This window comes from Neotabrizicola shimadae, assembly GCF_019623905.1.
Taxonomy (GTDB): domain Bacteria; phylum Pseudomonadota; class Alphaproteobacteria; order Rhodobacterales; family Rhodobacteraceae; genus Neotabrizicola; species Neotabrizicola shimadae.
In genome coordinates, this window is the sequence record NZ_CP069370.1 from 2042075 (window position 1) to 2063671 (window position 21597).

The window sequence follows — 21597 nt, forward strand, 5'->3', positions numbered from 1 at the left end:
ACCGGACACCCGCCTTGTCGGCGCGAAAGCAGGCGTGGCGTGAGGTTCCACCCCAAAACCCCCGATCCCAACGGCCCCCGTAGGTCGGGGTTCACCCCGACTCCCGGCCCTCCAGCGATCCGTAGGGTGCGCATTCATTGCGCACCAATCCCCCGCCCCTCGGCCCCATAACGGTGCGCAATGAATGCGCACCCTACGCGCCAACTCCGATCATCCGCCGCTCACCCTTCCCCCAAATCCAGCCACACCTTCCCCTCCCGCACCCCGCCGCGAATCAACCGCCCCGGCTCCGTCACCTCGGGATGCGCCCCGGCCCAGTCACGGTAGCGGTCGTTCGTCACCACCGGCGCACCAAGGTCGCGGGCGGCGGCGAGGATCCAGCCGTCCGCCACCTGCCCCTTCGGCACCACCATCACCTGCGCCACCGGCAGGCCCAGAAGCCTCGCCATCGCCCCGTCATGGCGATACCGCCCCATCAGCTTCCACCCGGCATTGGCATCGAACACCACGCCGGGGGTGTAGCCGCGCCGCTTCAACTCGGCCACCACCGCGCGCAGCACCAGCAGGTCGGGCGTATTGTCCTTCCAGTGCATGACGTTCGACCCGTCCACCACCACATGCCGCTTCGGCTGCAGCGCGCGCCGCACCCAGTGCAGCAGCTTCAGGATCAGGGGCAGCGCCAGCAGGGCCAGGGCCAGCGCCACCAGACCGGCGCGCTGAGACAGAAGGGACAGGAACTCGGACATCGTCACCACCGGCACAACCTTTCGGCGATCCTGCCAAAGCCCTGCGCCGCGCTCAAGCCCCGCCCCCTATGCGCCACCGCCCCGGCCTGCTAGCCTGTGGCCCTTCGTGGGAAGGAGCCGCCGATGCCCTGGGATGAAGGTCTGGCGCAGCTGATGCGCGACGATCTCGCCGCCGAGCCGGTGACCGAGAAGAAGATGTTCGGCGGCCTCGCCTTCCTTCTGAACGGCCACATGGTCTGCGGCATCCACAAGGGCGGCGCCATGTTCCGCGTGGGCAAGCCGAACGAGGCCGAGGCGCTGGCCGTGCCCGGCGCCAGCCCGATGATGTTCACCGGCCGCCCGATGTCCGGCATGGTGGATTGCTCCGACGAAGCCTGCGCCGACGACACCCGCCGGGGCCGCCTGATGGCCCTGTCGCTCGGCTTCGTGCGGGCGCTGCCGCCGAAGTAGCCGGGGACGGTTTCCGCCTCTGCCTGTTGTGCGCCTCGGACAATCGTTAAGTCCAAGTTAATCCGCGCTCGCAACCCATTGATATTGCTCAATCCGGCAAGGCGTCCGAGCTCGGACGCCCCCCTTGCACCCCGGCCGCCTTTCAGGCTCAACTCGGGGCATGACCCGCTTCCTCACCCCCCTCGCCCAGGGCCTCCCGGCCACCGTCCCCTTCACCGGCCCCGAGACGCTGGAGCGCACCCGCGGCCGCCCCTTCCGGGCCCGCCTCGGCGCCAACGAAAGCCTCTTCGGCCCCTCCCCCCGCGCGGTCGAAGCCATGGCCCAGGCCGCCGCCGAGGCCTGGATGTACGGCGACCCCGACCAGCACGACCTCAAGGCCGCCATCGCCGCCCACCATGGCATCGCCCCCGGCCACATCGTCCCCGGCGAGGGCATCGACGGCCTGCTCGGCCTCCTCGTCCGCCTGACCGTGGCCCCCGGCGACCGGGTCGTCACCTCCGCCGGCGCCTACCCCACCTTCGCCTTCCACGTGACCGGCCACGGCGGCACCCTTACCCGTGTCCCCTACCTCGGCAACCACGAGGACCCGCAGGCCCTTCTGGACGCCGCCCACGCCACCGGGGCAAAGCTCCTGTACCTCTCGAACCCCGACAACCCGATGGGCAGCCATCATCCGGCCGAGGTGATCGAGGCCATGCTGGACCTGCTGCCCGCGACCTGCCTTCTGGTTCTGGACGAGGCCTACATCGACCTCGCCCCCGCCGGCACTGCCCCCCGCATCGCCCCCGACGACCCCAGGGTGATCCGGTTCCGGACCTTCTCCAAGGGCTACGGCCTCGCCGGCCTGCGCATGGGCTATGCCCTGGCCGCCGAACCGCTGGCCCGCGCCTTCGACCGGGTCCGCAACCACTTCGGCCTCGGCCGAATTGCCCAGGCCGGCGCCATCGCCGCGCTCAACGACCAAGGCTGGCTGGCCCATGTCCGAGGCCAGGTCGAGCACGCCAAGCTCCGCATTGCCCGGATCGCCCGCGCCAACGGGCTGGAGCCCCTGCCCTCGGCCACCAACTTCGTGACCATCGACTGCGGCCGCGGCGGCGCATTTGCCCGGGCGGTCCTGACGGCCCTGCAGGACCGTGACGTCTTTGTCCGGATGCCGGGCATAGCCCCGCTGGACCGCTGCATCCGGATCAGCGCGGGGGATGCGGCGGCGCTGGCGGTGCTGGAGGAGGCGCTGCCTGCGGCGCTGGCCGCGGCGCGGGGCTGATCACTCCTCGGCGGCGGGGCGCGGGGCGGCTGGCCCGAGCGCGGGCGCGGCGCCGGGCGCCGCCTCGGCCTTGCCGAGCCACAGGGGCGTCGGGCGGCGGACCGGAGCCGAAGGTTCAGGCGGGGCTGGCAGGGGGAGCACGGGCTCGACGGGGCGTTGGGCTTCGGGTTCGGGGAGCGGGCGGCGGAAGACGAGAAGGGTCTGGAAGGTGGTCTTGCTGCCGGTCAACCCGGTCCGCTCCTCGCAAGGGAGGGTGTCGGCGCGCAGGTATTCCCAGCCCTGGGCGCCCAACTCGTTCATCACGGCGGTGAGGGAGGCGGCGAACCGGTCCTCGGTCGTCTTGGCGCCCCTGACCTTGTCGGCCTTCCGCGGCGCCGGCATCACCCTGTATTCGTAGCGTTGCATCCCGTCCCCCTTGCGCGTCGCAGGCCTAGCCGAAAATCGCGCCGGTGGCGAGGGTGGAGGCGAGGGCATCGGCGCCCGGTTGCGCGTCCGAGCTCGGACGCCCCGCCTGATCAAACGAAATCAATGGCTTAAGAAGCCGAATTAACTTGGACTTAACAATTTCCCGTTCAGCCGGCATGGACGACGCCCGCAGCCATCAAGAGCACGACCAGGCCGGAAAGCGAGAAGGCGGCGCGCAAGAGGAACATCGGGCCGAAGCCGGGGAACATACGCACGAAGACCATGCGCGACAGGAGCCCCACCAGACCGCCGCCGCCCACCAGAGCTACGGCCGCCAGCGTCATGGCGGTGGCGGGCGAGACATCCGCGGGCACGACCCCGGTGCCAAGCGGCACGGCCAGCGCCCCGGCCCCGCCAAGCCGCATGGCCAGACGGCGCGGCGACACCATGCAGGCAGCAAAGGCGCCAAGGCAGAGCGTTTCCGGAGTAAGCGAGATCGGGTCCATGTTGACGGATTAGACGCCGATTCAGAACGGCGAAAGGCGGAATCGCGGCATCGTCATGGCAGAAGACAGCCTGTTGCGCCGGCGCCAATCTTCTTTGCGGCAGATATCCTTGGGGGGAGGCCGGGGCGGCGGAAAAGGGCTTGCGCGGGCCCTGGCCCGCGCTCCGCCTGGCTCAGAGGCCGAGCTTCTTCGCCACCATCTCGTTCACCACGGCGGGGTTGGCCTTGCCGCCAGTGGCCTTCAGCACCTGGCCGGTGAACCAGCCCGCGAGCTTGGCGTTGGTCCGGGCCTTTTCCACCTGGGCCGGGTTGGCGGCGATCAGCTCATCCAGCGCCGCCTCGATGGCGCCAGTGTCGGTGACCTGCTTCCAGCCGCGCGCCTCGACGATCTGCGCAGGGTCGCCGCCTTCGGTGTAGAGCACCTCGAAGACATCCTTGGCGATCTTGCCCGAGATCGTGCCGGCCGAGATCAGGTCGATGATGCCGCCCAGTTGCCCGGCAGAGACCGGGCTTTCGGTGATGGCATGGCCTTCCTTCTTCAGCCGGCCGAAGAGTTCATTGATGACCCAGTTCGCGGCGATCTTGCCGTCGCGGCCCCGCGCCACGTCCTCGAAGAAGCGGGCTGATTCCACGTCGGCGGTCAGGACCGAGGCGTCATAGTCGGTCAGGCCGAAGTCACCCATGAAGCGGGCCTTCTTGGCATCGGGCAGTTCCGGCATGGACGCCGCGATGCCGTCCACCCAGGCTTGTTCGATTTCCAGGGGCAGCAGGTCCGGGTCGGGGAAGTAGCGGTAGTCATGCGCCTCTTCCTTCGACCGCATGGACCGCGTTTCGCCCTTGTCCGGATCGTAGAGCCGGGTTTCCTGCACGACTTTGCCGCCGTCTTCCAGGATGGCGATCTGGCGGCGGGCCTCGTACTCGATGGCGGCCTGGATGAACCGCAGCGAGTTCATGTTCTTGATTTCGCAGCGCGTACCAAGATGGCCGAAATCCTGCGTGGCCTGGTATTTCTCGTAGTCGCCCGGCCGGCAGACCGAGACGTTCACGTCGGCACGCAGGTTGCCGTGCTGCATGTTGCCGTCACAGGTGCCGAGATAGAGCATGATCTGGCGCAGCTTGGCGACATAGGCGGCGGCTTCCTCGGGGCCCCGGATGTCGGGGCGGCTGACGATTTCCATCAGCGCGACGCCGGTGCGGTTGAAATCGACGAAGGACATGGTCGGATCCATGTCATGGATCGACTTGCCGGCATCCTGCTCCAGGTGGATGCGTTCGATGCGCACCCGGCGGGCCGTTCTTTGACCTTCGGGGCCGGGGCCCATCTCCACGATCACCTCGCCCTCGCCCACCACGGGGTGGTAGAGCTGGCTGATCTGATAGCCCTGCGGCAGATCGGGATAGAAATAATTCTTGCGGTCGAAGGCCGAGACCAGGTTGATCTTCGCCTTCAGGCCAAGGCCGGTGCGCACGGCCTGTTCCACGCAGAATTCGTTGATGACCGGCAACATGCCCGGCATGGCGCAATCGACGAAGGAGACGTTCGAGTTCGGCTCGGACCCGACGGCGGTGGAGGCGCCCGAGAAAAGCTTGGCGTTGGACGAGACCTGGGCATGAACCTCCATGCCGATCACCAGTTCCCAGTCGGATTTCGCGCCGGAAATCACCTTCGGTTTCGGGCTGTCATAGGTCAGGTCGAGCATGGGTTTCATTCCCCTTCGCGGTGCTGCGAGACTTCCTTACGCAGGCCGGCGCTGCGGGGCAAGGGGCGGGGCAAGGCGGGTGGGTGGCGGATTCGCGCCGACTCAGCACCGAGTCGTGATCGGTCGGGTTGTGAGAATCACGATTCGCGTTCCAGAACCCTTCGGTCGCGCAAGGATGCGATGCCACAAGTACGGATCAATGCAACTCAGGACGACCCTCTGCCTTCTGGCGCTTGCGGCCACCGCGGCCTGTTCGACGATGAACTCCGGCGACGATCTTCCCGCGATGCGGTGGGACCATCGCCCGGAAGCCGAAGTGTGGACCTCGCGTTCGCTGGTTGCGGCGGCGAAGCTTGATGACGAACTGGCCGAGACCGTGCCTGCCGACATCGAGACCTGGTGCCCCGGTTACGAAGATGCCTCGATCGAGGACCGCCGGGCCTTCTGGGTCGGCATCTTCTCGGCGCTGGCCAAGCATGAAAGCACATGGAACCCGAAGGCCTCGGGCGGCGGCGGGGCCTGGATCGGGCTGACGCAAATCTCGCCCGCGACCGCGCGGCAGTATGGTTGCGAGGCCAATTCGACGGCCGAGTTGAAGGACGGGGCCGCCAATCTGGCCTGTGCGCTGCGCATCGGCGCGGCGCAGGTGGACCGCGACAATCTGGTGGTTGGCAACGGCGCGCGGGGCCTCGGCCGCGACTGGGCGCCGTTCCGCAGCGCGAAGAAGCGCGCGGATATCGCGGAATGGACGCGCAGCCAGGAGTATTGCCAGAAGAAGCCCACGACGCTGGCCTTCCTGAGCACGATGTCGGTGCCCCTGACGGTTCGACCGATCCCGGCCGCGCAGTAAGGCCCAGCCTATAGAGGCAGAAGGCCCCGGCAGAGCGCCGGGGCCTTTGTCATTTGGGGGCGGTCATTTGGCGGCCGCCTCGCGGAAATCGACAGTCAGGCGGCTGGATTGGCTGCCATCGGTGCGCAGGACGCCGGTGATCGGGGCGACATCGCCGTAGTCGCGGCCCATGCCCACGGTGACATGATCGGTGCCGACCCAGCAGTCGTTGGTGGGATCGTGTTCCAGCCAGCCCATTTCCACCCCGCACCAGGCGGCGACCCAGGCATGCATGGCATCGGCGCCTTCGAGCCGCGGCTTGCCGGGCGGCGGCAGGGTGCGCAGGTAGCCCGCGACATAGGCCGCCGGGATACCGAGGCTGCGCAGGCCCGCGATCATGATCTGCGCGAAATCCTGGCAGACGCCGCGGCGCAGGGTGAAGGCGGTTTCGGGCGGGGTGTCCACCTCGGTCGCCTCGGCGTCGAAGGTCATGCGGTCGTGCAGCGCGGCGCCGAGCCGATCGACGGCGTCGCGCACGGTGGCGGCGCCGGACGTCGCGGCGCGGGCGAAGGTGGCGATGGCGTCGATACGGGGGATGCGCGGGCTGGGACCGAGGAAGTGGTGCGGCGCGTCAGGGGCAAGGGTGAGCTGCGCCTCGATTTCCGGCGCGAGGCCGGCAAGGGCGGGCGAGAGGTCGAGGCTGGCCACGTTCGCCTCGCGCCGGACGCAGGCGGTCATGGACAGGCGGAACTCGGTCAGGCCGGCGGGCATGGCGATTTCGACGGTACGGGTCTGGAAGAAATCGCTGAAGGACCGGCGGTCCTGCGGCAGGGGGATGATCGAGAGACGTTCGCGCAGCACCTCTTGCCGGCCGGGCAGATGGGCGGGCAGCACGCGCAGAAGCTGGCGGCCGGCGCCGAGGGGGCGGGCGAAGTCGTAGGCGATCTCCAGCTTCAGGTCGTAGAGCATCAGCGGAAATAGGCCTCGGTCAGGAGATCGGAGAGGTTGGCGAGACCGGATTGCAGGGTGGCCAGGGCGTCGCTGTCCATGGTTTCGGCATCGGCGGTGGCGAGGTCGGTTTGCAGGCGCAGGGCGGCGCGGGCCAGGGGCGAGAGGTGGCCGTAGCGGTCGGCCTCGGGGAGGTGGCCGATCTCTTCGACCAGGCCGTCGAGCTGGTAGCGCAGCGAGCGGGGGTTCATCGCGTCGAGCGCCAGCATGTCGATGACGGTTTCGCGCGAGGTGGCGACGGTGAAGCGGCGGCGGTGCGAGATGACGCTGTCGCCGACCTCGATGGCGAGGTCGAGGGCGCCGGGGGGGGCTTCGGGATCGGCCAGGGTGAGGAGCACGGAGGTCATGGCCATGGCGCGTTCGTGGCGGCGGCCGAGGCCGAGGAAGCGCCAGCCGAGGAAGCGGTACATGTTCTCGTGCACAAGGCCGGAGAAGCCTGTGAGCTTGCGGATGAGGGCCGACAGCGCGCGGGCGGCGTCGTCGCCGGGTTCGACGCGGGCGGCCATGCGGCGGGCGGTCTTGTCGATGTCCATCAGCGCGAACCAGGCGTCGGGGGAGACGCGGTCGCGGACCTGGCCGGCGCTGCCGATGGCGGCGGACAGCGTGGCGAGCAGGCCCTCGGGGATGCCCTGGACGGGATCGGTGCCGGAGGCGTCGAACAGGGGCTGGAGGGCGTCGAGGAGGGGCGTGGCGGCGGGGCCGGTTTCGGCGAGGCGGACGTGCCAGGCGCGCAGGAGGCGCAGGATGCCCTCGGTGCGCTCGACATAGCGGCCGAGCCAGAACAGGTTGTCGGCGGCGCGCGAGGGCAGGCCGCCGGGGGCGACGCGGCGGTTGCCGATGGCGGGGGTGGCGACCATGCTGACCGGATCGACCGGCTTGTCGCCGACGATCCAGACATCGGCGGCGGACCCGCCGCGCTGCATGGCGATGGCCATGGGATCGGGCGCGGCGCCGATGCGGGCGAAGCCGCCGGGCATGGCGGCCCATCCGGTGGGCGTGCGGGCGAGATAGACGCGCAGCACCATGGGGCGGGGCATGAGCCGGCCGCCCACCAGCGCGGGCGTGGTGGAAAGCGTCACCGCCTCTTGCGCGACGAGCGCGGCGCCGTCCGCGGCAAGCCGTTCGGCCAGGGCGGCGGAAGACAGCGCGGCGGCCAGCGTTCCGGTCTGGCGTCCCTCGAAGGGCAGGCCCGTGGCCATGGCAGGGGACAGGACCATGCGCGATTGCGTTTCCAGCACGTCGTCGCGCGCCGAGGCCTCGCCGCACCACCAGGTCGCGATGTTGGGCAGTTTCAGCGCCTCGCCCAGAACCACTGGGGCGAGTTTGGGCAGGAAGGCCATCAGCGCCCGTGTCTCCAGGATGCCGGATCCGAGCGCATTCACCATCGCCACGCCGCCCGCGCGCAAGGCCGAGACGAGTCCGGGCGTGCCGAGACGCGAGCGGGGGTCAAGCTCCAGCGGGTCGGCATAGCTGCCGTCGAGCCGCCGCCAGAGCACCGACAGCGGCCGCGGCCCGGAGACAGTGCGGACCATGAGCCGCCCCTCTTCGACCGAGAGGTCCTCGCCCTGCACCAGCGTGAAGCCCAGGTAGCGCGCGATATAGGCGTGTTCGAAATAGGTTTCGTTCAGCGGCCCCGGCGTGAGGATCGCGACGCGCCCCTCGCCCGGCCCGGCAAGGCTTTGCATGGCGTCGCGGAAGGTGCGGAAGAAGCCGGCAAGGCGGTGGACATTGGCTTCGGCGTAGAGTTCGGAGAACACGCGGCTGGTGGCCACACGGTTTTCCAGCGCGAAGCCCGCGCCCGATGGCGCCTGCGTGCGGTCGGCCAGCACCCACCAGCGACCATCGGGGCCACGGCCAAGCTCGAAGGCGAGAAAATGCAGGTGATGGCCGCCGCGCGGGCTGACACCGACCAGCGGGCGCAGCCATTCGGGATTTTCCGCCACCAGTCGAGGCGGCAGATGACCTTCGGCGACAAGACGGTTTTCGCCGTAAAGGTCGGCCATCAGAGCTTCGAGCAATTCTGCGCGCTGCATCAGGCCGGCGGTCACCTCGGCCCATTCGGTTTCCGACATCAGCACCGGCATATGGGCCAGCGGCCAGGGCCTTTCGACCGATTGGGCGGGGCCGGGCCCCTGCCCGTACTGCCGGAAATAGACCCCGGAATCGCGCAGATACTGGTCGCCGCGCGCGATGCGGCGATCCAGTTCCTCGGGCGTCAGGCTGTTCAGATGGTCGATGAAGCCGCGCCAGACCGGACGGATGGCGCCCCTGGCATCCACCAGTTCATCGGGCACCGAGGGCAGCGCCCGATACCCCCGTGCCGCGCCCTGCGGCGTCTCTGGCGTTGCCTTGGCTTCCATGAGCGGGATCAGAGACCTGCCGGGCGGCGCAGGTCAAGCGTCATGGGAAACTCCGGGTGAATGCGTTCTGGCGGTGGCACATAGGCCCCGGCCCGGTGGCCGTGCGGCGAGAAGCGCGCCAGCCGCCGCGCCTCGGCCTCGTTGCCATTGACCGGGAACGTGTCGTAGTTGCGCCCGCCCGGATGGGCCACGTTGTAGGTCGCCCCGCCGATGGCCCGGCCCGACCATGTGTCGTAGATGTCGAACACCAGCGGCGGGTCGAGTTTCAGGACCGGGTGCATCGCGGAGGCCGGGGCCCAAGCCTTGTAGCGCACACCGGCGACCGAAACGCCGTTCGCCACCTGTTGCAGGGGCACGCGGCGACCGTTGCAGGTGACGGCATAGCGCGCGGGATCGGCTGTGGTGAGCTTTACCTGCACCCTTTCGGTGGAACTGTCGGTATAGCGCACCGTGCCACCGATGGCGCCGGTTTCGCCCAGAACATGCCAGGGTTCCAGCGCCTGCCGGATTTCCAGGTGGGTGCCTTCAACCTCGACCTCGCCGCAGAAGGGGAAGCGGAATTCGCCCTGAGCGACGAACCATTCCTCCTTCATCGGGAAGCCATGGCGGGCAAGGTCAGCCAGCACGTCGCGGAAATCTTCCCAGACATAGTGCTGAAGCATGAAGCGGTCGTGCAGCGCAGTGCCCCACCGGGTGAGATCGCCGCGGACCGGGCTTTCCCAGAACCGGGCGATGAGGGCGCGCAGCAGGAGTTGCTGGGCCAGGCTCATGCGCGCATCGGGCGGCATTTCGAAGCCGCGGAATTCCACCAGGCCAAGGCGGCCGGTGGGTCCATCGGGCGAATAGAGCTTGTCGATGCAGATCTCGGCCCGATGGGTGTTGCCCGTGACATCGGTCAGCATGTTGCGCAACAGCCGGTCGGTCAGCCAGGGCAGCGGAGGGGTGTCCTGCCCCGGCAGCGGGATGGCCGACAGCGCGATTTCCAGCTCGTACAGCGCATCGTGGCGCGCCTCGTCGATGCGCGGCGCCTGGGAGGTGGGGCCGATGAACAGGCCGGAGAAGAGGTAGGACAGCGAGGGGTGGCGGTTCCAGTGCAGGATGAGGCTGGCCAGCAGGTCGGGCCGACGCAGGAACGGGCTGTCCATCGTGGTGGCGCCGCCGACCACGACATGGTTGCCGCCGCCGGTGCCGGTATGCTTGCCGTCGATCATGAACTTTTCGGCGCAGAGGCGGCTTTCGCGGGCTTCCTCGTAAACGCCGGTGGTGATGTCCACGCAGTCCTGCCAGCTGTGCGAGGGGTGGATGTTCACCTCGATCACGCCGGGGTCGGGGGCGACGCGGATGACGTTCAGACGGGGGTCATGCGGCGGGGCGTAACCTTCGATATGGACCTTGAGGCCCAGGCGCAGGGCGGCGGATTCGGCAACGTGCAGAAGGTCGATGTAGTCTTCCAGCATCGTGACCGGGGGCATGAAGACGCAAAGCCGGCCATGACGCGGTTCGACCGACAGGGCGGTGCGGACGAAGCCTTCGATCTCGGTCGGCGTCTGGGAGTTGATGCCCTGGACGGGCGTGTTGGCGACGAAGCTGGCCAGGGCTTGCGTCTTGCGGACATCGTCCAGGTCGGCGGGTTCAGGCAGATCGGGCCGGTCGATCGTGGGGTCCATCGGGTTGATGTAGGGATAGACGGCGGGGCTGAGCCATGGCAGCGAGTTCAGCGGCAGGCGGTAGCCGACCGGGCTGTCGCCGGGGGTGAGGAAGACCCGGCCGCGGCGCAGGCGCCAGCGTTCGGAATACCATTTCCTGCGGCCAGCCCTGGTTTGCCATGGCTGGACGGGCAGGACGAAGCCCACGGGGTTTGTCAGCCCACGGTCGAAGACCTGGGCGATGCGGTGGCGTTCCTCGGGGTCTTCCAGTTTCGAATTGTCGGGGGTGACGTTGGGCGGAAGGTTGGCCTCTTTCACCAGCCATTCGGCGGTGTCTTCATAGGCGGGCAGGATGTTTTCTTCGGGGATCTCCATCTCGGCCGCCATCTCGCGCAGAAGCTCCTGCGCTTGCAGGGCGGTGGCGCCCTGCGACGACCCCTCGTCGGCGATGAGGTCGGGGTTCTGCCAGATGGGCAGGCCGTCGCGGCGCCAGTAGAGCGAGAAGGTCCAGCGCGGCAGGGTTTCGCCCGGATACCACTTGCCCTGGCCATAGTGCAGGAAGCCGCCCGGTGCGAAACGGCTGCGCAGGCGGCGGATCAGCGTGTCGGCGCGGGCGCGTTTGGTGGGGCCGACGGCGGCGGTGTTCCATTCGGCGGATTCGAAATCGTCGATCGAGACGAAGGTGGGCTCGCCGCCCATGGTGAGGCGGACGTCGTTGCGGATCAGCGCCTCGTCCACCTTGCGGCCGAGCGCGTCGAGGTCGGCCCAGCTGTCATCGGAGAAAGGCTTGGTGATGCGGGGGTGTTCGGAGACCCGCGCGACCTGCATGTCGAAATCGAAGCTGGTCTTCGCCTCGCCGAAATAGCCGCCCGAGATGGGGGCGGCGCTGCGGTAATGCGGGGTGGCGGCGAGCGGGATGTGGCTTTCGCCGGTCAGCAGGCCCGAGGTGGGGTCAAGCCCGATCCAGCCGGCGCCGGGGAGGTAGACCTCGCACCAGGCGTGAAGGTCGGTGAAATCGACCTCGGTGCCCGAGGGGCCGTCGAGCGATTTGAGGTCGGGCTTCAGCTGGATCAGGTAGCCCGAGACGAAGCGGGCGGCGAAGCCCAGGTGGCGCAGAAGTTGCACCAGAAGCCAGCCGGAATCGCGGCAGGAGCCGCGCGCCAGTTCCAGCGTCTGTTCCGGGGTCTGGACGCCCGGTTCAATGCGGATGGTGTAGGCGATCATCTGGTTGAGCCGGGCGTTGAGGCCCACCACCATGTCGACCGTGCGCTGGCGATTGCGCGGGATGGTGTCGAGCAGGGCCTGCACCAGGGGGCCGGCCGGGTCGGGCTTGCGGTAGATCGACAGGTCTTCGGCCAGGTCCAGCGCATAGTCGAAGGGCCAGTGCTCGGCCGCCTCTTCCACGAAGAAGTCGAAGGGGTTGTAGACGGTCATGTCGGCGACAAGATCGACCTCGATCTTCAGTTCCGTCACCGGCTCGGGAAAGACGAAGCGGGCCAGCCAGTTGCCGAACGGATCCTGCTGGTGGTTCACGAAGTGCTTGGCCGGCGTGACCTTCAGCGAATGCGACAGCACGCGGGTGCGGCTGTGCGGCGCGGGGCGCAGGCGGATGATCTGGGGGCCGAGGATGACCGGGCGGTCGTATTTGTAGTGGGTCAGGTGGTAGATGCTGGCCTTGATCGACATGGGTCCGGTCCTTCGGCACGCGCAAGGCTGAGGGCTACGCGCCCCCGGCTCCCCGCGCAGTATTTCGGGTCAAGATGAAGCAGGGTGAGGAAGCGGGCCAGTGGCCGTCGCCACGGGACGCCGCACCACGGGGCCGGACGCCCGGTGTCACAGGGTTGAGCGAGTGTTTTGCCTGTTTCATAGGCGCAAATCGCCTGCACGCCCAAAGAACGGGCGCGCCTCAGGCCACGGCCCAAGGCCCTGTCAGGATTCGCCGCGTCACCCTTTCGACCGTCGCGTCGCGCTTGATGAGGCCGGCCACCCATTCGCAGGAGCCCGCGTTCAGCACCGCGCCCCGGCCCCGGCGGTATTCGGCGAGGCAGCCGTTGCCGCGGCTGGCGCGGCCGAGCGTTTCGGGCGTGAGCGCGCCGTAGACGGTCTGCGCCACCTCTTCCGCGTCGGCGGTGCCGATGAACTGGTCGCGGTCGTGGGGGCCGGAGGAATGCGACAGCGTGGTGGCGGGGGAAAGCGCCACGATGGTCAGGTCGCCCTGCAGCCCGGCATCGGGCGCGGCGAAGGGCAGGCCGTGGGTCATGGTGTAGTCGATGCCATCGACCTCGTAGCCGAAGATCGTGGATGAGCGTCCCAGCACGTCGCCGTAGCCGAGGCCGGTGTCGGTGAGCGCCCAGTGGTCGGGGCGGTAGATCACGAAACCGCCCGTGCCGTGGGCGGCGCAGCGGCTCCAGCCGGCATAGACGCCCATCGAGCCGGTCAGGCCCATGGTTGCCACAGCGGGGCGACGGACCTGGGGGTGGTCCCAGTAGCTCGTCAGGCGAGTGGGATCGGGTGTCGGGTCTTCCGCCCCCGCGCGGGACTTGAAGCAGGTCTGCGTGAGGAGATCGTCGGAAAGCCTTGTCTGCCAGAAGAAATTCCCGGCAAAGCGCGCCAGTTCCCCGCCCCTGTCAAGCCAGGCATCGAGGTGGTCGCGCATCTCCCATGTCCAGTATTCATCGTGTCCGACGATCAGGGCGCGGGGATAGCCGTCCAGCGTCGCGGGGTCGGCGTGAAGGTCGTGTTGGGTCAGGTAGTCCAGCGCGATCCCCTGCCCTTCGCACCAGAGCGCGAAGGGTCGCTCGAAAGCCCCCCAACCGGAGGAGGCATATTTCTTGGAAATGCCGCGGGCGCGGGCATAGTCCATGTGCGGATAGCGCGGCTTGGCGAGCAAGGGCGAGGCATGGGGGATGCGCGGCGCCCCTTCGGGCCACTGCACGAAGCCTTTTGCCCAGGGGCGCAAAAGCGAGACATGCGCGGCGAAGTCGTCGCCCTTCGGTCCGGTGAGGCCCTGGTAGTGGTTTGACCCTCCCCAGTCGTTGTAGGCGCACCAGGTGCCGGTGGCGAGCACCATGGCCACGCGCGCCGCGGGTTTGGCGGCGCGCAGAACGAACATGTGCTGGCTTTCATGCCCCGGCACGGTGAGACGGATCGTGTAGACTCCACTTGGCCAGTCTGCCGGGATGGGCAGGCGCAGCCGTTCGGGCCAGCCGCAGCCCCGGACCGAACAATCGGCGGGGGTTTCGGCAAAGCCGCCTTCGATTGTGCCGGACCAGAGCACCCGCGGGGTGAGCCCGTCACGGGCGATTTCCACTGCGATGCGGGGGGCATTCGACATGGCGTGAAGGGTCAGCGTATCGCCGGGGCGGTAGCTGAGCGCAGCGGTATAGCCCCAGACCTGGGCGCGCGCCGGGTCGGGGCTTGCCGCCTCGTAGTAATGCCCGGTGACGGGATCGCCGTCATCGAAGGGGCCGGCGATGAAATGGCCTTGCAGGGTCATCTGGTCCCCTCTCGGAAGGCCCGGTCCAGGAAGGCGGCGCTGCGATCCAGATAGGTCTGGACATTGGTGCGGCGGAAGATGCCGTGGCCTTCATTGGCGAAGAGCAGCACCTCGTGCGGGATGCCGGCGGAGCTGAGTTCGCGCACGGCGGTATGGGTGTTCTCCGGGCCGACGTTGGAATCGGCCAGGCCGTGAACGATCATCAGGTGGCCACGGATCTGGTCGATGAAGTTGCCGGGGCTGGCATTGGCGTATTTCTCGGGGAACTCTTCGGGGGTGCCGCCCATCATTTCCTCGGAATAGGCGCGACCATGGGGCATTTCGGTTTCATGGTAGTCGATGTCGAGGCGATACATGCCGCACATCGGGATGGCTGCCGTCACCAGATCGGCATGGCGGGTGATGGCGACCCAGCTGGAAAAGCCGCCATAGGAATTGCCGGCCACCGCCACCGGGCCGGGGATGCCGGCGGCCAGCGCGGCCTCGATCCCGGCGCGGATGTCGGCCTGTTCGCGGCCGCCCCAGCCGTCTTCCTTCACGGCCTCGCGGTGGGCATAGCCGAAGCCGGTGGAGCCTCGGTAGTTCGAATCCAGCACGGCATAGCCCTGCTGCACCCAGTAGCCGATCTTGGGGTTGGTCCAGTCTTCGGAGTGCCAGGTCGGTCCGCCGTGGACATAGGCGATCAGGCCCTTGGGCGTGCCTTCGGGCCGGTAAAGCCAGCCCTGCATCGGCATTCCGTCCGGGCCGGTCCAGCGGAAATCTTCCGGCGGTGCCGGGTGGCGGCGGGCAGGGTCCGGTTGGGCCCTCAGAAGCGTGGTGCAGGCGCCGTCGGGGTGGATGCGCACCAGGTCGTGCGGTTCGTCCGCGTCATAGGCCTCGGCCAGCCAGCCGCCATCGGGGAAGGCATCGTGCGGCAAGAGGCTGCGGCGGCCGGAAAGGTTGGGAATGTTCGATAGGGTCAATCCATTCCAAAACTTGGCACGGGTATTGGACTGTTCGTGTACGATCAGGGCAAAGCGGTCTTCGCCCCCCGGCACCACGTCGAAGGGGAAGAAGTCGGGCTCACCCCCCAGCCAGGCGATGTTGCCGGTGGGAAGCGAGAGGATGCCGGCCTTGTCCAGCCGGTGCAGATCGGCAACGAAGGCGATGCGGTCGGGGGCGATCCATTCGCCGCGGGCATTGTTGGCCTCGCCCAAGTCCAGTACCTTGGCCAGGCCGGAGCCATCCAGGTTCAGCACCCAAAGCTGCGTTCCGCCGGGCAGATGGTCGTGCCGGTGCCACAGAAGCCGCTTGCCATCGGGCGAGAGTTTGATGCCGGTGTCGAAGGGAGATTCCGAGCGGGCGAGGCAGGTGCGGGTGCCGCTGGCAAGGTCCTGCTTCCAGACCCAGCCCCCGGCGGTGACGCTGCCCGTGTCGTAATCGAAATCGGCAAGGAAGATCACCGACCGGCCGCCCTCGGCGAAGATCCCGCCGTAGAGGTAGTGGATCGACTGCTCCGGCGTCAGCTGGGTCAGGCGGTTCTGCGCGGTGCGGTCTAGAAGGAAGAGGTGGTCGTGTTCGTTGGAATTGCGCGACTGCGCCAGGATCAGGCGCATCCCGTCGGGCGAAACGTCGCGGATGGAGAAATGGTCGTGGCCGTGGGTCAGCCGTTCGGCCGGGCCGCCATTGGCGGGGATGGCCCAGACCTCTTCGGTCTCGGTCACGCCGGCGCGGCAGCAGAAGGCCCATCGGCCATCGGCGCTGGCCCGGATGTTGGTGATCTGCGGCAAGGCGGCCCAGGCGCGGGCGGGATCTGACATGGGTTACTCCGGATAGTGGCAAGCGACCTGGCGGCTTTCGCCCATGTCGCGCAAGGCGGGCCGGTCGGTGCGGCAGAGGGGCTGGACCTTGGGGCAGCGGGTGGCGAAGACGCAGCCGGGCGGGGGAGCGAGCGGCGAGGGCAATTCGCCCTGGAGCGCTGAGCCCACCCTGCCCTTTTCGCGACGCGGATCGGGTTCGGGGACCGCCTCCATCAAGGCGCGCGAATAGGGGTGGAGGGGTTTGGCATAGAAGGCGTCGCGCGGGGCCTGTTCCACCACGCGGCCAAGGCACATCACCATGACCTCGTGGCTGATGTGGCGCACGACGGCCAGGTTGTGCGAGATGAAGATCAGCGCGAGGCCCAGCCGTTCCTGCAGGTCCATCAAGAGGTTGACCACCTGCGCCTGGATCGAGACATCCAGCGCCGAGACCGGCTCGTCGCAGACGATGAGGCTTGGCCGGCCCACGATGGCGCGGGCGATGCCCACGCGCTGTGCCTGACCGCCGGACAGTTCGTGCGGGTAGCGGCTGGCGAAATCCTCGGGCAGGCCGACAAGGCGCAGGGCCTCCATGGCGCGGTCGCGGGACTGGGCGGCGGTGAGGCCGGGCTCGAAGGTGGCCAGCGGGCGGCTCACGATCTTGAGAAGCGTCATGCGGGGATCGAGCGCGGCGATCGGGTCCTGGAAGATGATCTGCATCCCCGCGCGGGTCTTGCGGAGCTGGTCTTTCGAGAGGTTGGCGAGGTCCTGCCCCTGCCAGACCACGCGGCCCGCCGTAGGCTCGATCAGCCGCAGGAGGCCGCGGCCGAGGGTGGATTTGCCGCAGCCGCTTTCGCCCACGATGCCCAGGGTGCGTCCGGGGTCGAGCGACAGGGTTGCCTCGCGGACGATGGGCAGAACGCGGGTGCGGCCGAAGAGGCCCTTGCCGGGGACCGGGTATCCGACTTCGAGATTTTCGGCGGAGATCAGGGTCATGCCGGTTGCTCCAGCAGGTGGCAGGCGGCGCGGCGGCCGGCGCCAAGATCCAGAAGCGGCGGCTGCGCGGTGTCGCATCGGGGCAGCTTCGCCTCGCAGCGCGGGGCGAAGGGACAGCCGGGAGACAGGCCGCCGGCGCGGGGCTGGCCGGGGATGGTGCCAAGCCGGGCGGTCATCGCGTCGTCCAGCCGCGGCGTGGCGCGCAGGAGGCCGGCGGAATAGGGGTGCTTCGGCGCGTCGAACAGGGCTTCGGCCGGGGATTCCTCCATCAGCCGCCCGCCGTAGAGCACCGCCACGCGGTCGCAGAGCCGGGCCACGACGCCCAGGTCATGCGTGACCAGCACCACCGCCGTGCCGTTCTCGCGCGCAAGTTCCGCCATCAGGTCAAGCACCTGCGCCTGGATCGTCACGTCCAGCGCGGTGGTCGGCTCGTCGGCCAGCAGGATCGCGGGCTTCATCAGAAGCGCCATGGCGATCATCACGCGCTGGCGCATACCGCCAGAGAATTCATGCGGATAGCGCAGGGCGCGGGCGGCGGCATCGGGGATACGGACGCGTTCCAGCATCGCCACGGCCGCCTTGCGCGCCTCGGACCGCCCAAGGCCCCGGTGCACGCGCAGCCCTTCGGCCAACTGGTCGCCGACCCTCTGATAGGGGTTCAGCGAGGTCATCGGGTCCTGGAAGATCATCGAGATCTGGTCGCCCCTCACCCGGTCCAGGTCGGACGGCTTCATCGCCAGAAGGTCCTGCCCACGGAACAGCGCCTGGCCGCCGACCTTGCCGTTGGAGGCCAGCAAGCCCATCAGCGCGAAGAGGATCTGGCTTTTCCCCGAGCCGCTTTCGCCGACGATGCCCAGAACCTCGCCCGGCGAGAGGTCCAGCGAGACGCGGTCCACCGCCACGACCTCGCGGTCGGGCAGGCGGAAACGGACCGTCAGGTCGCGCAGCGACAAAAGCGGCTCAGCGATCATTGGGGTCGAAGGCATCGCGCAGCCCGTCCGCTATGAAGTTGAGGCTCAAGAGCACGGCGACGAGGAAGCCGCCGGGCAGGAGCAGGAGCCGAAGGTCCGTGTCCATCGCCGCGGTGCCGGCCTGAATCAGGTTGCCCCAGCTGGCCTGGGGTTCCTTGATGCCGATGCCCAGGAAGGAGAGGAAGCTTTCCGACAGGATCACCTCGGGCACCAGAAGGCTGCCATAGACGATGACGACTGACACGCAGTTGGGCACGATATGGCCTACCACGATGCGCGCGGGCGTCATGCCGCCGGCGCGCGCGGCCTCGACAAACTCGCGCCGGGCCAGGCTTTGCGCCTGGGCGCGCACAATGACGGCGGGGGTGAGCCACAGGGTGAACACGATGGCCGCAAACAGCGCCAGCGTGCCGCCGCCGAACAAGAGCGACAGGAGGATCACGAGGATTACATAGGGAAAGCCGTAGAGGATCTCGACAGTGCGCATCATCAGCCCGTCGGTCCGGCCCCCGGCGTATCCGGCGATGGCACCGTAAAGAACGCCGATCACGCCGGCGGAGAGTGCCCCCAGAAAGCCGATGGCCAGCGAGACCTGGCCGCCTTCCAGCACACGCACCAGAAGATCGCGACCGTAGTCGTCAGTCCCGAAAAGATGCGGCCAGATGAACTCGGCCGGGGCGGAGATATCGTCGAAATCCGCATCCTCGCCGGTGAAGGGAAAGGCGTAAGGACCAAGGAAGCAGATAAGCACGATGGCCAGAAGCACGAAGACCGAGGCCATGGCGAGGCGGTTCTTCGCGAAGCGGCGGAATTGCAGCTGGGTGGTGGAGAGGTGCCGGTCAGCCATTGCGCACCCTCGGGTCAAGCCAGCCGCGCACGAGGTCGGTCAGGATGTTGAAGAGGATCACCAGCGCGCCGTAAAGCAGCGTGATCCCCATGACGAGCGGATAGTCGCGGTTCAGCGCCGCATCCACGAAATGCCGGCCGATGCCCGGCAGGGCGAAGACTGTCTCGATCAGGATCGACCCGGTGATGATCGCTGCCGTTGCCGGGCCGAGGTAGGCGATGACCGGCAGAAGCGCGCCGGTCAGGACATGGCCGGTCAGCACGCGGCGCGCGCCGATGCCCTTGGCGCGGGCGGTGCGGACGTGGTTTTCGCGCAGGGTCTCGATCATCGAGGTGCGTGTCAGGCGCGAGATATAGGCGATGTTCGGCAGGGCCAGCACGATGACCGGCAGGATCAGCGCGCGCCAGCCGGCATCGGTGCCCCCCACGGGAAGCCAGTTCAGCTTCAGCGCGAATATCACCTGGAACAGGGGGCCGATCACGAAGATCGGCACGGCGATGCCGATCACGCCGACGAGGCCCGCGACAAGATCGGTCGCGCCGTTCCGGCGCATCGCCCCGGCCATGCCAAGCCCGATGCCCACCAAGGCCGCAATCAGGATGGCCCAGAAGCCGATGGTCAGGGACCAGGGCAGGCCCGAGGCGATGATGTCGCCCACCGAATAGTCTCGGAACCGGGTCGAGGGGCCGAAATCCAGGTGCATCAGCCCCCATACATAGCGGCCGAACTGCTGCCAGACCGGCTCGTCCAGATGGAACCGTTCCTGGATGTTGGCCAGCACCTCGGGGCTGATCTTGCGGTTCTTGGAAAACGGCCCGCCAGGGGCCAGCCGCATGACGAAGAAGGTCAGCGTCACCAGCGCCGCCAGCGTCAGGCCGCCCTCCCACAAACGCCGCGCCAGAAAGCGGCCCATCCCTGCCCTACCCCTTCATCTTGGCACCCAACTCACCAGGGGCCGGAGGCGTTGCCCCGGCCCCTGCCAGCGGCCTATTCCAGCGACAGGAACTGCGAGTTGTTGTAGCCCGCCGCAGAGTTCGACCAGCCTTTCACCTTCGGGCTGACCAGCCGGCGCGACGGCTCGATGGCGATGGGCGCGAAGATGTAGTCGTTCAGGAGAATCGCTTCGGCCTCGGCCAGCGCGACATAACGCGAGGGCTTGTCGGGCAGCGCTGCCGCCTTGTCCATCGCCGCGTCATATTCGGGTTTCACCCAGTTGTAGCCGGGTTCCGCCGAAGGCCGCATGTAGGACAGGAAGGTCTCGGGACCGGCGAAATCGCCCACCAGATTGTCGGCGAAGACATCCCAGTCGCCGGCATAGAAGGCATCGAGCCAGGCCTTGCGTTCCATCGAGTTCACCTCGGTCTCGACGCCCAGGGTCTTCTTCCACATCAGCGAGATGCCCTGGGCAAGGCGGATGCGGTCTTCGGCCACCGTGGTGACGATGGTGACCTTCAGCGGATTGTCCGGGCCATAGCCCGCCTTGGCAAGCAGTTCCTGCGCCAGCGCATCGCGTTCGCCCTGGGTCATGGTCGCCTCGGCGATCTGGGGCCCCTTGTATTCGGGGTCGAAGCCGCCGGCATAGGAGTAGGAGGGGATGGCGCCGCCCTTGACGATCTTTTCCTGCAGCACCTCGCGGTCGATGGCCAGCGTCAGCGCCCGGCGCACGTCGATGTTGTCCATCGGCGGGCGGTTCAGGTTGAAGCTGTAATAGGTGACTTCGGTCGAGGGGCCGATCACTACTTCGTCGGGCATGTCGGCCTTCAGCTGGTCGATCTGGTTCACCGGGATGTCGTAGGTCACGTCAATCTCGCCGGCCTGGAACCGCTTGAGTTCCGTCGAGACATCCTCGGTCACCAGGTAGCGCACCTGCGGGATCTGGACGTTGGCCGCATCCCAGTAGTTCGGGTTCTTCTCCAGAAGCACATGGGACTGCGGCACCACCTCCTTGATGACATAGGCACCGTTCGACACGACCTTGGCCGGGTCGATGAACACGCCGGCACCGCTCGCGGCGAAGGACGGCGTGTGCAGCGGCGAGACCTGGAACGACCCCATCAGGTCCAGCATGTGCGGCGCCGGGGTGTTCATCTCGATCACCACGGTGCGGTCGTCGGGCGCGGTCATGCCCAGGGTCGAGGCGTCCTTGGTCTCGCCATTGGCCAGCGCCTCGGCGCCCTTGATCTGGATGGTCGAGTAGAAATAGTAGCCCTTCTCCGACGCGGTGTCGGGGTTCAGCGTGCGCAGCACGCCATTGACGAAGTCCTGTGCCACCAGCGGATCTCCGTTGGACCATTTCAGCCCTTCGCGCAGGTGGAAGGTGTAGGTCTTCCCGTCGGCGCTGACCTCCCAGCTTTCCGCCGCACCGGGAATGACCTTGCCGGTGCCATCGAAGTTCACCAACCCTTCATAGGCGTCCGCCTGGATCCAGCCTGCCGCCGCGTCGAAGTTCACATGCGGGTCCAGCGAGGACCATTCCGAGCCCACGCCGCGATCCAGCACGCCGTCGGACTGCGCCGAGGCCATGCCGCCGAAGGAAAGTGCAGCGGCCAGGACAAGCCCTGACAGCGCCGCGCCCAGTATCTTCCTCATCGTTGTT

Annotated in this window: 17 protein-coding genes; 3 read left to right on the forward strand and 14 right to left on the reverse strand. The window is 68.1% G+C overall.

The features are described from left to right. Window positions 1-221: 221 nt before the first annotated feature. Complete coding sequence (locus JO391_RS09845; RefSeq protein WP_220664353.1) at window positions 222-746, reverse strand: NYN domain-containing protein; 525 nt, start codon at window positions 744-746, stop codon at window positions 222-224. Window positions 747-869: 123 nt separating this feature from the next. Between JO391_RS09845 and JO391_RS09850 the strand changes: the two genes are divergently transcribed. Continuing rightward, window positions 870-1196 (forward strand): TfoX/Sxy family protein, encoded by a 327-nt coding sequence (locus JO391_RS09850; protein ID WP_220664354.1) that lies wholly within the window; start codon window positions 870-872, stop codon window positions 1194-1196. Window positions 1197-1356: 160 nt separating this feature from the next. Beyond that, window positions 1357-2460, forward strand: coding sequence for a pyridoxal phosphate-dependent aminotransferase (locus tag JO391_RS09855; RefSeq protein WP_220664355.1), 1104 nt, complete (start codon window positions 1357-1359; stop codon window positions 2458-2460). Here the strand turns inward: JO391_RS09855 and JO391_RS09860 are convergent, their stop codons facing one another. The 3 genes from JO391_RS09860 to gatB all read right to left on the reverse strand — a co-directional run bounded on the left by JO391_RS09860 (window position 2461) and on the right by gatB (window position 5070). After that, a complete protein-coding gene (locus tag JO391_RS09860) occupies window positions 2461-2865 on the reverse strand; it encodes a DUF4177 domain-containing protein (protein ID WP_220664356.1) in 405 nt (134 codons plus the stop codon). Between the two features lie 167 nt (window positions 2866-3032). Beyond that, window positions 3033-3371, reverse strand: a complete 339-nt coding sequence (locus JO391_RS09865; RefSeq protein WP_220664357.1) for a hypothetical protein — start codon at window positions 3369-3371, stop codon at window positions 3033-3035. A gap of 172 nt (window positions 3372-3543) precedes the next feature. After that, a complete protein-coding gene (gene gatB / locus JO391_RS09870; protein WP_220664358.1) occupies window positions 3544-5070 on the reverse strand; it encodes an Asp-tRNA(Asn)/Glu-tRNA(Gln) amidotransferase subunit GatB in 1527 nt (508 codons plus the stop codon). A gap of 199 nt (window positions 5071-5269) precedes the next feature. Between gatB and JO391_RS09875 the strand changes: the two genes are divergently transcribed. Next, a complete protein-coding gene (locus tag JO391_RS09875) occupies window positions 5270-5920 on the forward strand; it encodes a lytic transglycosylase domain-containing protein (RefSeq protein WP_220664359.1) in 651 nt (216 codons plus the stop codon). Window positions 5921-5983: 63 nt separating this feature from the next. Here the strand turns inward: JO391_RS09875 and JO391_RS09880 are convergent, their stop codons facing one another. From JO391_RS09880 to JO391_RS09925, 10 genes are all read right to left on the reverse strand, one after another. Then, window positions 5984-6868, reverse strand: coding sequence for a transglutaminase-like domain-containing protein (locus JO391_RS09880; protein ID WP_220664360.1), 885 nt, complete (start codon window positions 6866-6868; stop codon window positions 5984-5986). After that, the gene (locus tag JO391_RS09885; protein ID WP_220664361.1) at window positions 6868-9267 is read right to left on the reverse strand and encodes a circularly permuted type 2 ATP-grasp protein; all 2400 of its coding nucleotides are present in this window, start codon (window positions 9265-9267) and stop codon (window positions 6868-6870) included. Before JO391_RS09885 ends, JO391_RS09880 begins: the two co-directional genes overlap by 1 nt. A gap of 8 nt (window positions 9268-9275) precedes the next feature. Then, complete coding sequence (locus JO391_RS09890) at window positions 9276-12599, reverse strand: transglutaminase family protein (RefSeq protein ID WP_220664362.1); 3324 nt, start codon at window positions 12597-12599, stop codon at window positions 9276-9278. 220 nt (window positions 12600-12819) lie between these two features. Next, the gene (locus tag JO391_RS09895) at window positions 12820-14409 is read right to left on the reverse strand and encodes a N,N-dimethylformamidase beta subunit family domain-containing protein (protein ID WP_220664363.1); all 1590 of its coding nucleotides are present in this window, start codon (window positions 14407-14409) and stop codon (window positions 12820-12822) included. Next, window positions 14406-16208: a S9 family peptidase gene (locus JO391_RS09900; protein WP_220664364.1), complete on the reverse strand. Its 1803-nt coding sequence runs from the start codon at window positions 16206-16208 to the stop codon at window positions 14406-14408. Before JO391_RS09900 ends, JO391_RS09895 begins: the two co-directional genes overlap by 4 nt. Before the next feature lie 3 nt (window positions 16209-16211). Continuing rightward, complete coding sequence (locus JO391_RS09905; RefSeq protein WP_220664365.1) at window positions 16212-17183, reverse strand: ABC transporter ATP-binding protein; 972 nt, start codon at window positions 17181-17183, stop codon at window positions 16212-16214. Next, complete coding sequence (locus JO391_RS09910) at window positions 17180-18169, reverse strand: ABC transporter ATP-binding protein (protein ID WP_220664366.1); 990 nt, start codon at window positions 18167-18169, stop codon at window positions 17180-17182. The genes JO391_RS09905 and JO391_RS09910 overlap by 4 nt, the downstream gene beginning before the upstream one ends. Continuing rightward, complete coding sequence (locus JO391_RS09915) at window positions 18144-19001, reverse strand: ABC transporter permease (protein WP_220664367.1); 858 nt, start codon at window positions 18999-19001, stop codon at window positions 18144-18146. Before JO391_RS09915 ends, JO391_RS09910 begins: the two co-directional genes overlap by 26 nt. Beyond that, window positions 18994-19914 carry an ABC transporter permease gene (locus JO391_RS09920; protein WP_220664368.1) on the reverse strand — a complete coding sequence of 307 codons (921 nt, stop codon included), beginning with the start codon at window positions 19912-19914 and terminating at the stop codon, window positions 18994-18996. Before JO391_RS09920 ends, JO391_RS09915 begins: the two co-directional genes overlap by 8 nt. A gap of 74 nt (window positions 19915-19988) precedes the next feature. Continuing rightward, window positions 19989-21590 carry a peptide ABC transporter substrate-binding protein gene (locus JO391_RS09925; RefSeq protein ID WP_220664369.1) on the reverse strand — a complete coding sequence of 534 codons (1602 nt, stop codon included), beginning with the start codon at window positions 21588-21590 and terminating at the stop codon, window positions 19989-19991. Window positions 21591-21597: the final 7 nt, after the last annotated feature.